The organism is Moritella sp. (assembly GCF_013215705.1).
Classification (GTDB): Bacteria; Pseudomonadota; Gammaproteobacteria; order Enterobacterales; family Moritellaceae; genus Moritella.
Genome location: NZ_JABSQR010000043.1, coordinates 22,591 through 36,402, shown reverse-complemented (window position 1 = coordinate 36,402; position 13,812 = coordinate 22,591). Strand labels below are relative to the sequence as shown.

14 protein-coding genes are annotated in these 13,812 nt (G+C 40.1%); 3 read left to right on the top strand and 11 right to left on the bottom strand.

Features of this window, described 5'->3' with window-relative positions:
• The first annotated feature begins 544 nt into the window (after positions 1–544).
• Positions 545–1,000, top strand: a complete 456-nt coding sequence (locus tag HRT96_RS21010) for an RNA-binding protein (RefSeq protein ID WP_293160506.1) — start codon at positions 545–547, stop codon at positions 998–1,000.
• Positions 1,001–1,014: 14 nt separating this feature from the next.
• On the opposite strand, the gene murI is transcribed toward HRT96_RS21010, so the two are convergent.
• Both murI and HRT96_RS21000 read right to left on the bottom strand, forming a co-directional pair.
• A complete protein-coding gene (gene murI / locus HRT96_RS21005) occupies positions 1,015–1,803 on the bottom strand; it encodes a glutamate racemase (RefSeq protein ID WP_293160504.1) in 789 nt (262 codons plus the stop codon).
• Positions 1,804–1,969: 166 nt separating this feature from the next.
• Complete coding sequence (locus HRT96_RS21000; RefSeq protein ID WP_293160502.1) at positions 1,970–3,889, bottom strand: TonB-dependent receptor; 1,920 nt, start codon at positions 3,887–3,889, stop codon at positions 1,970–1,972.
• A 416-nt stretch (positions 3,890–4,305) separates the two neighbouring features.
• On the opposite strand from HRT96_RS21000, the gene trmA reads away from it, so the two are divergent.
• Positions 4,306–5,403 (top strand): tRNA (uridine(54)-C5)-methyltransferase TrmA, encoded by a 1,098-nt coding sequence (gene trmA / locus HRT96_RS20995; RefSeq protein WP_293160500.1) that lies wholly within the window; start codon positions 4,306–4,308, stop codon positions 5,401–5,403.
• Between the two features lie 117 nt (positions 5,404–5,520).
• Here trmA and HRT96_RS20990 read toward each other — a convergent pair whose 3' ends face one another.
• Entirely contained in the window at positions 5,521–5,883 is a 363-nt protein-coding gene (locus tag HRT96_RS20990) for a DUF1422 family protein (protein ID WP_293160498.1), read from the bottom strand.
• 22 nt (positions 5,884–5,905) lie between these two features.
• Positions 5,906–6,526 carry an HTH-type transcriptional repressor FabR gene (fabR, locus tag HRT96_RS20985; RefSeq protein WP_293160496.1) on the bottom strand — a complete coding sequence of 207 codons (621 nt, stop codon included), beginning with the start codon at positions 6,524–6,526 and terminating at the stop codon, positions 5,906–5,908.
• A gap of 327 nt (positions 6,527–6,853) precedes the next feature.
• On the opposite strand from fabR, the gene HRT96_RS20980 reads away from it, so the two are divergent.
• The gene (locus HRT96_RS20980; RefSeq protein WP_293160494.1) at positions 6,854–8,227 is read left to right on the top strand and encodes a sodium-dependent transporter; all 1,374 of its coding nucleotides are present in this window, start codon (positions 6,854–6,856) and stop codon (positions 8,225–8,227) included.
• 79 nt (positions 8,228–8,306) lie between these two features.
• Here HRT96_RS20980 and cysQ read toward each other — a convergent pair whose 3' ends face one another.
• The 7 genes from cysQ to gspJ are packed head-to-tail and all read right to left on the bottom strand — an operon-like array spanning position 8,307 to position 13,811.
• The gene (cysQ, locus tag HRT96_RS20975; protein WP_293160492.1) at positions 8,307–9,113 is read right to left on the bottom strand and encodes a 3'(2'),5'-bisphosphate nucleotidase CysQ; all 807 of its coding nucleotides are present in this window, start codon (positions 9,111–9,113) and stop codon (positions 8,307–8,309) included.
• A 45-nt stretch (positions 9,114–9,158) separates the two neighbouring features.
• Complete coding sequence (gene nudE, locus HRT96_RS20970) at positions 9,159–9,704, bottom strand: ADP compounds hydrolase NudE (protein ID WP_293160490.1); 546 nt, start codon at positions 9,702–9,704, stop codon at positions 9,159–9,161.
• Between the two features lie 46 nt (positions 9,705–9,750).
• Positions 9,751–10,506 (bottom strand): type II secretion system protein N, encoded by a 756-nt coding sequence (locus HRT96_RS20965; protein ID WP_293160488.1) that lies wholly within the window; start codon positions 10,504–10,506, stop codon positions 9,751–9,753.
• On the bottom strand, positions 10,503–10,976 hold the full coding sequence (locus HRT96_RS20960) for a type II secretion system protein M (RefSeq protein WP_293160486.1): 474 nt from the start codon (positions 10,974–10,976) through the stop codon (positions 10,503–10,505). Before HRT96_RS20960 ends, HRT96_RS20965 begins: the two co-directional genes overlap by 4 nt.
• Positions 10,973–12,190, bottom strand: coding sequence for a type II secretion system protein GspL (gene gspL / locus HRT96_RS20955; protein WP_293160484.1), 1,218 nt, complete (start codon positions 12,188–12,190; stop codon positions 10,973–10,975). The genes HRT96_RS20960 and gspL overlap by 4 nt, the downstream gene beginning before the upstream one ends.
• Complete coding sequence (gene gspK, locus HRT96_RS20950; protein WP_293160482.1) at positions 12,187–13,161, bottom strand: type II secretion system minor pseudopilin GspK; 975 nt, start codon at positions 13,159–13,161, stop codon at positions 12,187–12,189. The genes gspL and gspK overlap by 4 nt, the downstream gene beginning before the upstream one ends.
• Positions 13,161–13,811 (bottom strand): type II secretion system minor pseudopilin GspJ, encoded by a 651-nt coding sequence (gene gspJ, locus HRT96_RS20945; RefSeq protein ID WP_293160480.1) that lies wholly within the window; start codon positions 13,809–13,811, stop codon positions 13,161–13,163. The genes gspK and gspJ overlap by 1 nt, the downstream gene beginning before the upstream one ends.
• Position 13,812 lies beyond the last annotated feature (1 nt).

The following is a 13,812-nucleotide window of genomic DNA, read 5'->3' as shown; positions in this document are numbered from 1 at the left end:
TTGATATAATATTTGGTCATTATATCTCTGCAAGTGCTCACACAGATTGCTTGAATAAATTGTTAAAGAGCATTGACATCAACGCTTTGCGTCTCAGTCAGGCTGCGTATTCTACGCAAACCAATTTCGAAGTCAAGCACATATTTGCACTTTATTTCAGGAGGTTAAAAAGTAACTTTCGATACCAATGAACACCTTCACTTAGCGGCTATTGCCGTGTCAGTGAGGTCGCATTATAGAGAGATGGCTGTTGATGACAAGTCTTTTTTATATAAAAAACAAAAGACATTATTAATCACAACTTACCACCATGTTATGCACAGACTAAACATTTATATTTCAATGATGTTAATATTTTTGTTTATATTTTATACATTTTTTGACAAAATAAGACACAGCTATGATTCTTTGTAGCTTTTTATTGATACATTGAGACTGATTGTCGCTCTTCTATATATTAGTTACTATTAGGGACAAGAGTAACAATTAATACTTTATTCTTTCATATTAATCACTTACGTGTTTTCAGGGGTTCTTTAAAACGATGAGCTTTTCAACTTTATCCAATGCTACTCGAGCATCCGTTATTTCAGTAGCTATTGCTGTAATTGGTTTTGCAGCGCTTTCCTTTATAGGAAATGCAATAGCACCACCGATTGCGTTTGCTATTGGTGCAATTATTACTGGTATTACAATTAAATTAACAACACCTTCATCTTCAAGCAGCGCAGCTGTAGAAACAACGACATTATATGTAGGGAACTTACCTTACCGAGCAAATGAAACATCAGTACGTACATTGTTTGCAGAACATGGCCAGGTATTATCCGTTCGCTTAATGAAAGACAAGCATACAGGTAAACGTCGTGGTTTTGGTTTTGTCGAAATGCCAGAGGCTGACGCGAAAGAAGCAATTCAATCGCTTAATGATGTTGAATATCAACAACGGACATTAAAAGTACGTGAAGCAAATGAGCGCACTCTTCATTCTACAGAGTAATTTCCTTCATTAGATTATATGTCTATATATAAAGGCTGACTTAACCCTATTCCATTAAATAGGAGAGTCAGTTTTTTTTGTGCCTGTATTTTGGTACAAAAAGATTGGCCTATATTACATGTATCCAGAACCGTATTTGTCTCGCTTAATATATCCTTCACACGCAGTGCTATCGCCATACCAGAATCGATAAATTGAATGTGTTCACCAAGGCTTGCTTCTAATTCGGTAACGAGCAGGGGAAAATGTGTACAACCGAGAACGACCACGTCAGGACTATTCTGTGGGTCACTCCATTTTGATACCACATTATTGATTGCGTCTAAGTCGACCGGATAACCATATAGTTTATTCTCAGCTTGCAACACAAGGCTTGTCGTCCCGATCATGTCTATCTCACAATCCTGAGCATGCTCATTAACAAGCAATTGGGTATATTCGCGTGATACGGTACCAGGGGTAGCAAGCAAACCTATTTTTTTCTTTTTACTTTGTAATGCTGCGGGCTTAATTGCAGGAACAACGCCAACAAAAGGAATAGAGAAACGCTTACGTAAAGCAGGTAATACTAATGTACTCGCAGAGTTACAGGCAATAACCACGAGATCAGGGCGATGATTTTCGCACATGTAGCCGATTAGCTGACAAACGCGTTCGATAAGAAACTCAGGTTCAAGTTCACCGTAAGGGAAATATTTGTTATCAAACAGGTAAAGATAGTCCGCGTTTGGCAATTGTTCTTTGATTGATTTATATATAGATATGCCACCTACACCAGAATCAAAAATCAATATCTTACTCATGTACAAACCATTGGATCATTATAAATGCCATATGATAGTCAAGGGTGGGATAAATTGGAATAGATAGATATAAAGAAGCCAGCATATCGCTGGCTTCATGACTCATACTTATGGCCAGACCCTATAACGTCTGGTTTTCATAATGTTTAGCTTAAAAGATTAACAATTAAAAGTCATAATTCGCTGTTAACCGGACACTCCGACCATTACCAACATAATAACCGTCTTGCCAGCCAGCAATAGCAGAACTGGCATATTTAGTATCGAACAAATTATCAGCCCTTAAACTAACAGACCAATCATTTAGTACATAATTGAGTGCAACATTCGAGAGCAAATAATCATCTAATTGATCTTTAGAATTACTGTTATCGCTATTGAGATAGCGCTCTCCTACATAAATTTCTTCTACGAACAATTGGAAATTATCAGCAAAATATATTCCTGCATAACCACGCGCAGTATGTTCTGCTACCCACGGTAGTGACTTACCTTTATTATCACCCTCGGTAAATTCAGCATCTATATAGCTATATTCTAATCCCGTGTTCAAATCCGAATTAACCTGCCAATTCCAATTAATACTTGAGCCATATCGAGTTGATGCCTCAGCATTGACATTTGCACCATTAAATTGCCCATTTATTGGTTTGGGTGCCGATGAGTCAAAAACAATTTCGTCTTCCAAATCTAAACGGAAAACATTTAAACTGATAGAGTGAGACTTCGGATTCCAATCCCAGCCAGCTTCATATGAACGCCCAGTTTGAGGTTTAAGACCTATCACACTTGGAGATGTATAAGCCTCTTCATCAACCTTAGAAAAACGGAAGTTATCATCCACACGCATATATAATCTGTGGTTGATCGTCAGCTGGTAATTTAAGCCTAACTCAAGCGCATAAGCATCTTCATCTAATTCAACACCATTTGGATATACCCTGCCGTCTATCAGATCATCTTGGACTATCGAGTAGCGACCACCTAAAATATAACTTAATTGTTCAGATAGGGGAGCCGTTACCTGTGTAAAAATGCTTGCCATGGACTGAACATTTTCACGCCCAGAGTCGAACTCAACATCACCTCTAGATAAATCTATACCAGTAACTATATTTAAATCGCCACGACTTGTAGTCATATTACCGATAGCTTTAGAATTAAACTCTAATAATGAGATATTTTTTTCCCTTGGTGAACCCCAAGCTATGTTTTTATTTAACGTATCTTTAAAGTTTAAATTTGCATCAAATATCCAGTTTGAATTGAACTTATGCTGATAGCCAACACGAACTGTTGAGGTCATTTCACGTGACTCATCCGTTGTCGAAGTCGCTTGTCTGGGATCATTTTCAAACTGTTCTTTAGTAAGAGAACCAGCCATTTCGCGATAATTATCATAGTAGCTGCTCTCAATAAAGAAGCTATTCAACTCTGTCTTATACTGAAGACGAGCTAAGATCGAAGAGGTTTTATTTGCATTATGCTCGCGATAATTATCACCTTCGTTATAGCTGCCAGACAAATAAACATTCCACTTATCATTTATCGCAGCAGAGATATTCGCCTGGCCTTCATATGTATTAAAGCTACCACCTGAAAGCTGCACATTTCCGCCTGCACTGTCTGGCGCTTTAGTAATAATGTTAATAACCCCACCAACAGCTTGGTCACCGTAGAGAACGCCCGCACTACCATTTAATATTTCAATACGTTCGATTTGATTAAGGGGTATTGCACTAATACTTGGCGCTGAAATATCAATATTATTTAGACGACGACCATCAATCATAATCAAGGTATTGCTAGACGCCTGCGATGCACTAAAACCACGCATTGAAATTACGGCACCTGAATTACTATCAGAGATCTGTATTCCGCTGCGTCCTCGTAATAAATCAGTCAGATTCTTGGCTCCACTTATTTTAATGTCACTACTTTCAATAACATCAACATTAGCGGCAATATTTAACGGTGTACTTTCAGTACGACCGATAACGACAGTTACTTCATTATTTATAATAGATGGATCTTGGGCAAGAGCAGCGAACGGTATAAGCGCAGCTGCTAAAAGTTTTTTAGACATTGTAAATTTTTCCTATTTACGCGTAGAAAAATAAGCCGAATCATTCAGCTAAATTGAGTATTTATTATTTTATTAATTACTCAGGTTCTATATTGGAGACCGGCCTTAAGTGAAAAGCACTATTACCGTTGCGCGACAGGTTCAGATTCTCACTGAATTCCTCCAATAAATAATGCCACCAGCGAAGAGATAAAGCTCTAGACTTGATAAGCAGCGGAATTATAGAGTCATGCTAAATAAATGTATATTGATAATGCTGTTATTCTTAATCAAGGTTTCATAACGTCGAAGATTCCTTCTTTCAACTTGCTCTACAGGAGGCTATCCAGATTAGTAAGTAAAATGTACTGGACAAACAATATTTGGGTCTTACAATCCCTACTCTTTTGTTTAGTATCTAACTACGGTGAGCCCACATGATCGAAATGCATCCCGATAACTATCAATCACAGCTTGACGACAAAGCAGCTCGTCAGCGTGAAATATTTAAGAAATTCTCACCACCAGAACTAGAAGTTTTTGATTCCCCAGCTGAAAACTATCGTTTACGTGCGGAATTTCGTGTTTGGCATGATGGCGACGATCTTTATTACATTATGTTTGATAAAGAAACTAAGCAAAAAATTAAAATAGATTATTTCTTGCCTGGTAGTAAATTGATTAACGAGATAATGCCAGCACTGCTCGTAGAACTGAAAAAATCGAAGTTATTACGCTTTAAACTTTTCCAAGTCGATTTTTTATCAACGCTAAGTGGCGAACTGTTAGTCAGTTTACTCTACCATCGTCAATTAAGTGATGAATGGATAACTGAAGCGAAAGCATTAAAAGAAAAACTAAGTGAACATTTCAACATCGACATTATTGGTCGAGCTAGAAAACAAAAAGTCGTATTAGATCGTGAGTTCGTGGTGGAAGAACTTAACGTGGCAGGTAAAAAATTAAAATACAAACAAGTTGAAAATAGCTTCACACAACCAAATGGTATAGTGAATCAAAAAATGCTTGAGTGGTCATTAGACGTGACTAAAAATTGTAGCGGCGATTTACTGGAGCTTTATTGTGGTAATGGTAACTTCTCAATCGCACTCGCGCCAAACTTCGAAAAAGTATTAGCCACAGAAATATCTAAATCATCGGTACAATCAGCGCAGTACAATATTGCTGAAAATGGCTTAGATAATTTAACTATCTTACGCTTATCAGCTGAAGAATTTACTATCGCAATTAATGGCGAGCGTGAATTCAATCGTCTTAAAGCTGCAAACGTTGATTTAACAACGTTCAATTGCAACACTATCGTTGTCGATCCACCACGTGCAGGTCTGGATGCTGACACAGTTAAAATGGTGCAAGGGTACGATAATATCGTTTACATCTCTTGTAGCCCTGAGACATTAAGTGACAACCTAGAGACATTGAGCCAAACGCATAACATTGAACGTTTTGCATTGTTTGATCAATTCCCGTATACCCACCATGTTGAATCAGGTGTTTACTTAGTTAAAAAGTAGATAGTTAAGCACGTTAGCTAAAAGTATTAATTTAGTCCGAATAGAAAAAACCCGTTAACAGCGATGTATTATCTAGGAATAAACATTGTTGATAACGGGCTTTTTATAAATTTAAAATTACGCTTGTGCTTTACGAGCAAATACACCAACAGTCTTGGCAACCCAAACAGACAAACCAAGTACCAAAATTAAAGGTAAAAAATTACTGCCCAGTTCTGGATATTCCATACGTACAAACGTGGTATATGTCAGCACGCCGATCACAAATACACCTAACGATGATTTACTTATATGACTCTCAATTGCGCTTGTCATGTAAACTTGATACCAGTTATAAGCCACCAGCACTAATGCAATAAGAGGAAAAATACTGAAGGCAACCTCACTTGTCGTCAACGTTGCAAACGTTGCGTTACCGCATAAACCAGCTAAAAAAGAAAAATATAATGGTTTATAACCTGCTTGATTCTTTGTCGTCATTTAGATACCTCGATGTTAGAGTTTACAGCGTAATACCTCTTGTCATTTTTAATACCGCTGCGCCTTTTGCAATCATTCTCAACTGCATTATAGTACGATCAGACAATGCTCGGCGTTCTTCGTTCGATAAATCGAGCGCTTCTGCACCCGCATTAAAAACAATTGTGACCATTGCCTCAGATTGGATAGTCGCTTCATCTCGGCTTAATTTTGTTGAGCGCTCAACATAATCAGTAAGTTCGTGACTAAAATGATGCAATTCTCTCGATACAGCGGCTCGAAAGGCAGCGGAAGTGCCAGAACGTTCACGTAACAATACTCGGAAAATATTTGGATTCTGTTCAACAAACTCCATAAATGTTTCTACCGATGTTTTGATCACGCTGCCACCGGTTTCGATACGTTGTCGCGCTTGACGCATCAGTTGTCTTAATGTCAGACCACCTTCATCAACCATGGTTAACCCTAATTCTTCCATATCGCAAAAATGACGATAAAAAGACGTAGGAGCGATCCCGGCCTCACGTGCGACTTCACGTAAGCTCAAATTTGAATAGCTGCGTTCCGCAGTTACTAATCGAAATGACGCATTGATCAGCGAACGGCGGGTTCTTTCTTTTTGCTGGGCTCTAATTCCGGTCATAATTTTAAAGTCATTTATTAAGAAGTTGTTAACACTGACATTATAATACTACTTTCGACAGTATCAGTAACTAACTTATTACTTCACCTACTTAACACATCAAAAATAACCAATAACTAAGTATAACCACGACACCTGTAAATAAATAATTACACTCACCCAAACAAGCATCATAAGTGCACCCCCCTAGCTACGCAGCGTAAAACCCCACGTAAAACCAAATTTAAGGCAGTATAATTTGACTTAATCGCGTTAAAATAGCATATTAGCCGTAAATGTTTAGTTACAAATTACACTTATAGTAAACCAAAGTTTACACGGAGAGTTATGTCGACCATCAGTACAACAATAGATACCGCTAAACGCGGTCAGTTTAGTTCCAAATTTGGTTTCATCATGGCAGCCGCAGGGTCTGCTGTTGGGGTTGGTAATATTTGGGGATTTCCAACTCAAGCAGCCAGTAACGGTGGTGGTGCTTTTTTACTCGTGTATCTTGTACTGATCTTTATGCTTGGTTATCCAATGCTAATTGCAGAGCTGATGATCGGTCGTCACGGACAAACCAATCCAGCAAATGCCTTAAGTAAACTTGCCAAGACCAAAAGTGTGAAACTAATCGGTATTACAATTGGCCTTGCAGCGATTATTACCTCCGCACTTATTTTCTCTTTCTATGGTATTTTATCGGGCTGGTTTATCAGTAACACGCTGGCACCGATTGCAGAAATGATGGGGGCGACAACAACAGCTAACTGGCTAGTTGATATGTCACTATCACGTAACGTAGTATTTACTGTGATATTCGCCATACTCACGATCTTAGTGATCCAACAAGGTGTACAAGACGGTATCGAAAAATGGTCGAAACGTTTAATGCCACTGCTGTTTTTAATGCTGATTGCCGCAATGCTGTATATTGTCACTCAACCTGGCGCAGAATTAGGACTACGGGCATTACTTATCCCAGACTTTAGCCGCATTATGGATCGTGATGTACTGATTGCGGCACTCGGTCAAACATTTTTCTCACTATCATTAGGTAGTGGTTGCATGATGGTATACGGTTCTTACTTAAACAAAAAAGAAAATATTGCTAAATTAGCCGCACAAGTAACCTTGATGGATACCGCTGTCGCGTTTGTTGCAGGTATGGTGGTCCTACCAGCGATGTATGTCGCGGCCCATAATGGCGTTGAGATCTTCGCAGCTGACGGCAGCCTACTGAGTTCAGATACACTCGTATTTACGGTATTGCCGGCATTATTTGCAACAATGGGCGCAGCACAATACCCAGTATCCGTACTCTTCTTTGCGTTATTATTTGTGGCGGCATTAACATCGGCAATTGGCATGATGGAATCACCAACAAGTTACCTTACAGAGCGTACGTCAATGACGCGCAAGAAAGCAGCCTGTATCGTTGGTACTATCGTCACAAGCCTAAGCTTAGTGATTGTCTTTAACTTCTCAACACTATTTGGTTTTGTCATTACGTTAACAACACAATACGCACAGCCACTTATTAGTTTAGGTGTGGCAATCTTCGCGGGTTGGGTTTGGAGTCGTAAAGGCCTAATGGCAGAGATCAGAGAGCAAGAAGGGGTAACAGAGCATTCAATCTTCTGGAAGATCTGGCCTGTGTACGTGAAGTTTGTTTGTCCAGTATTAGTGCTTATTCTGGTGTTCACGTCATTCCAATAGATTAACAAACAGTTCGATGAATAATAAAAAGGTCAGCAATATGCTGACCTTTTCTATATTTGCTATAAAACTAATTTATTTAACCCGTTAAGATCTCAGCCCATGTCAAATTACGGTCTCCGAGTACAATAAAGTCCGGATTTTTTAATGTATCACGCTGATTGTAAGATAAAGGATTTAAATTCAAATCAAGAATAGCACCGCCGGCTTCGGCGACGATACATTGTGTACCAGCAGTATCCCACTCACCAGTAATACCAAAGCGTATATAACAATCCGCTTTACCTTCTGCCACTAAGCAGCCTTTTAAACTAGCAGAACCCAGTGATTGTAATTCTAAGTCAATATCATTAGCGACGAGGTTACGAATGTTATCAGGGTTCTGAACGCGGCTCACAACGACATTTAAACTGGTGAGTGGCTGAGGACAGGTATGACTGAATATCTGTTCTTCACCGTCTCGGGTTTCTTTATATGCGCCTTCACCATCAACAGCCCAATAGAGGACATCATCTTTAGGACCATAAATCATACCCAAGATAGGTTTGTTGTTGTGTACTAGTGCAATGATCGTCGCAAAATCACCACTGCGAGAGATAAATTCTTGGGTGCCATCTAACGGATCTAATAACCAATATGTATCCCACGATTGGCGCTCTGCGATAGCGATATCACAATCTTCTTCAGACAAGATTGGAATGTCGGGCGTCAGTAACGCAAGTTGGGTTGATAAATAATTGTGAGCGGCGATATCAGCACTGGTGACAGGCGTATGATCGAGTTTCATTTCTTGCTCAAACTCGCCCGACTGATAGATATCATAAATAACAGCACCAGTGGCGCGTGCAATTTTTTTTAACTCTGGAATTAAGGTCATTATTTGCATATCGCACTTCCTACTTCATTCTCGCCATTGTTTAATGATTTAGTATTACTTATCTAATTGTTTAAGGGCAAGTAATAATGCACAAATAGCACGAGATTCTGTGATCTCATCATTATCAAGAAGTTCATTTGCCCTCGCTAGTGGCCACTTTATAATTTCGAGCGGCTCAGGCTCGTCACCTTCACATGATTCAGGATACAGATCTTGTGCGAGATAAATCTGCATCCGCGCAGAAAAATAGCTCGGAGCCAAATTAACTTCTTTCAGTAAGGTTAATTTTTTGGCACCAACACCAACCTCTTCCATCAATTCTCGATTCGCAGCGGTCAGTGCCGTTTCATCTTTATCGATTGCCCCTTTGGGGAAACCCAGTTCATAGTTTTCAGTGCCCACTGCATATTCACGGATCAAAATAAGATTGTCGTCAGCATCGATAGGTACCATCATCACAGCGCCGTAACCACCACCTTTCATTCTTTCGTAGGTACGCTCAACGCCATTCGAAAAACGCAATGCGACAGACTCGACTTTAAATAATCGACTTTCAGCGACAATACTAGTGCGTAATATTTCAGGTTTTTGATGTGTCATTTTATTTTGCATCCTTGTCATAACGCTTATACGTTATATAGCAATATTATATTCGCCCAGCGTAATGGATCTTATACTCGCCCTTGGCATTTTCCTTGCCAATATAGCGTAGATTGCGGCGTATTGATTCCGGTAAGTCATTACTTGGTACCAATACTGCAGATAGGGTATATTTGCCTTTATTTTCTAACTTAGCGATACCGGATATTTTAAGCTGATTAGAACTCTGTTTGATATTAGCAACAATGGCACCATTATCGCAGGTTAAGTTAGCGACGGCAGTATCAATTTCCACGTTACCCAATAATGACTCAATAGCCGCATTAGACCAACTTAACTGACCATCAAGTTGCTCACACCAAGGCTGCCCTTGCTGCATCGCTGCAATAGTTAACTTAACGTTCCCTTTCGTCGTCACCGGTAATGGCGCATTACTGGCGCTGATAAGCCATTCTGAGCTTGCTGTAGCCGTGAAATCTTGAACATAAACGCCAGCGCTTGAATAACCTAATTCACCGCGCCCACGTAAACTATTTTTGCCACGACCGAATTCCACATAGACTTGCGCCGACCCTGTCAACAACGCGAGCACAGATGTATCCCAACGTACATCTTCAACGTCAATATTATTGAACGATATCCGCTTAGCTTCGCCTTGCCATACTGTACCTTCGACTTGGCTAATCGTTAAGTTAGCGGGTAATGGAACATATGATAATACTAATGTAGCTGGTAGTGTGCCGATAAGAAAGGCGACATACGTAATCATGACAAAACATAGCCCTAGAAGTTTATTTCTCATGCTCTTTTTCCTAGCTGTAATCGACGTACTTTAACCATACCTTTAGCGTCCGAAACACTCAAATCGATATTTTGGATCTCAATACCATATTGTTTGTTTAATTGTTCTAACCAAGCGGTGAGTTGGTTAAAGTTAACATCATCAATCCATACCTGCAGGTTATCTACTTTTGCTTGGATGCGCGTGATCACGATCTGATTACGTGCAGCACTACGACTCACTAATTGGTTTAGATCGCCAGCTTCAGAACGCTTGCCTTGGCCGCCCTGTAGGTCAATGATCTTTTGCCCAATAACCTTCACATCAGCCAGCGTTTGCGTTTGTACATTCACTTTTCGTTGGGTATTAATAATGTCATTTTGTAACGGTTGCCAAAGTAACCAATAACCACCAGCAAGCACCAAGGTAACGATTAATATACTAATAAGCTGTTTTTCTTTTTGCTCTAATTGTTGCCAATATGCCTTCATTGTTTACCCTTAATATCAAGCGTACCCTGAACTCGACCATCTCGCTGACTTAACGTCCCTTGAGCAACATCAAATTGTGTTGATAATGATGATTTAAGTTTATCAAACACTTGAAAATCTGCCGCACTTGCTTGTAATCGTAATGTCGCTTGCTTGGTATCATAGCGAACAGAAATAGGCTTAATACCCGGTAACTGTTTAAAGGCCGGTGTTAACTGACTCAGCATCACTAAGAAGCCCGAGTTATCGCCACCACCTCGTAAATCATTTAATCGACTCTGCATTTGTTTTTTAACTAAACGCGTATTCAAGCGCATTTTCTTCGGCTTAAACACCGTTTTATACACTTGCCTGATCTCGTTGTCTAACGCCGATTGTTGTTGCTCTAATTTATTTAAGGTGACAAATTGATTCACAAATATCATCACCATGGCCAAGCTTGCAGCGATAGCCGTACCGCGCCATAATTTTAATGCCACATTGTCTTCACGTACAACTTTATACTGACCTTGTAATAAATTATAGCGACAGGCAATCGCCCCCTCGGCACACAACTTCATCGGCAGTTCAATCTGACCTTGCTGCCAGTTATCTAACGCAAGAGCATCAAGAGGAGAATAACTCATCACTGTGGGTATGTTACTGACACCCTCATCCTCTGGATTCTCAGTGGAAGCTAATACGAACGCTAACAACTCACTTTCAATACATAACCCTTGCGTTGGCGTCTGCCTAATTAACCATTGTCCATCTAGTTCGATCGCACTCCAGTGCGCTTCATTGTAGGGTAACGTTAAAACATCAGGAATGTATTGCTCACAGACCAATTCAGCATCTGCTAACCAAGTTTGCCACTGTTGCATCTTGGCGTGTGCAATAACGGCAACCGAAACGGTATTCGCGATTTTCGCTAACACAGCAAAATGTAATTTTTCAATATCACTACTTAAGTCTTGTTCTAGCATATAGGGCAGTGCATTGAGTAATTGTTTATTACTACGTCCTGGTAGTTCCACCTTTTTAAAAGTGATATCACAACTTGGCACTAATGCGATGATCGGTCGGCCACCAGCACGTGATTTAAGTTCAATCAGATCTTCTGCTCTGGTCAAAATACCGGACGCAATAATTTCGCGCTCGACTGTTGACCATACTAACCAATGTATTGCTTGTCGACTTTCACTGCCAAGCCTAACTACTAACTGCTCGCTCATTGAGCTCCTCCGAATTGTCGACGAATGACATAAACTGCATCTTTGCTTTCCACTTTAAATACCGATTCAAGCTTAATGGTGGCACTCGCAAATTTAGCCTGTAATAGTGCAATAAAATAGCTACTTTTTACATCAACGACACTTTTTTCTATCGTACTCATTTCAAGTCCTTTCAGTGTTGCTAACGCCCAAAAATCCGCCGTCGTTTCCCAGCCACTACTCGGTCGTTGTTCCAATATTGTTTTAGCGACATCTAATGATAATTTGCCGGTAAATAATCCCGCTAATACTTCCGGTTTATCAACGGCGATGGTATTCACGTTAATCTTTAAACTAGCCGTTGGTAACGCACAAAGGTAAGGTCTAACCTTGCGGTAAATAACTTGGTTGAACCCTTTTATTGCCCGTAATTCACTGATGTTTAGCAATCGTTGATTACCTGTTTGATAAGGATAATCAAGCGACTCATAATAAGCATCTTCAACACCGTAACTCGACACCACATTAGTATCAGTGTCAATCCAATCGCGTAATGCGTCACTCAACAGTTCTGCTTCATAGGCATCTAATTCTAGCTGTTCCAGCAGGTTTCGGAACTGACGTACCGCTAATGGGGCCTGACCTTCGTTGTCTTCACCTGTTACCGCATTGACATTAAAGCAGGCTTGCATATCAAAAACCTGACCACCAATCTGCCCATTCTCAACCGGGTACACCATACCTTCGATAGCCCAATATTGATCTAAATTGATGGTATCATCGTCTTTTAATGCTTGCTTTAAGCCTTTCTCAACCAAAGCTTCTGCACCATAGGCGTACCACAAGGCTTGCTGATGCGTAATAATATTACTGGTTCGGCGTAGTTCCAACTGTAAGCGCGACGACATATTACTGGCAATGATCACCATAACAGCAAGAATGAGTAACACTGTCAGCAGTGCAATTCCACGCTGTTTAGAGGTATTCCTCATTAGCTTTCGCCCTCTTCATTGCTATTATCCCCATCAACTGTGGCTTTAGGTAATAAGAATAAACGTTCAATTTCACCAAACCGCTTTAATGTAAACGTTACTTTTACGCCATCCGGTAATGCGGTTTTATTGGTCCAAGTCTCTGTCCATTTATTCTTGTGGTAAAACTCAAATGTCATGGCTTCGACATTGGCTAAAATTAACTTTCTGTTCGGCTCTTCACCGATAGCTGGATCTAAATAGACATAACTTAACCGCTCTAAATTCGCATCTTTAACTCGGTATATTACCCGCTGTAATGAAGAGCGTGGTAGCTGTGATAAGGGATTACGCCAACCACTGCGTGTAAACGCAATACCATCGTCATCACTGTCAAACATAAATTTTCCAGCTTGTAATGGCATTGCCGTTAATTCGTCATCACTGCGATTATGCCGGGCATTCATTTGTTGAAAATCACGCTCTACAATAACCATAGCCCGTTGCAGTTGCTTTAGTGCATCACCGCGGTCTCTCGAGATCTCATCGCTGCGCAACACACCTTGTAATACTTGATAAGCCCCCAGACTGAGCAGTGCAAAGATGGCGATGGCAATCATCATTTCGATCAGCGTAAAGCCACGTTGCTTGATGGTAGGTTGTCGTATCATC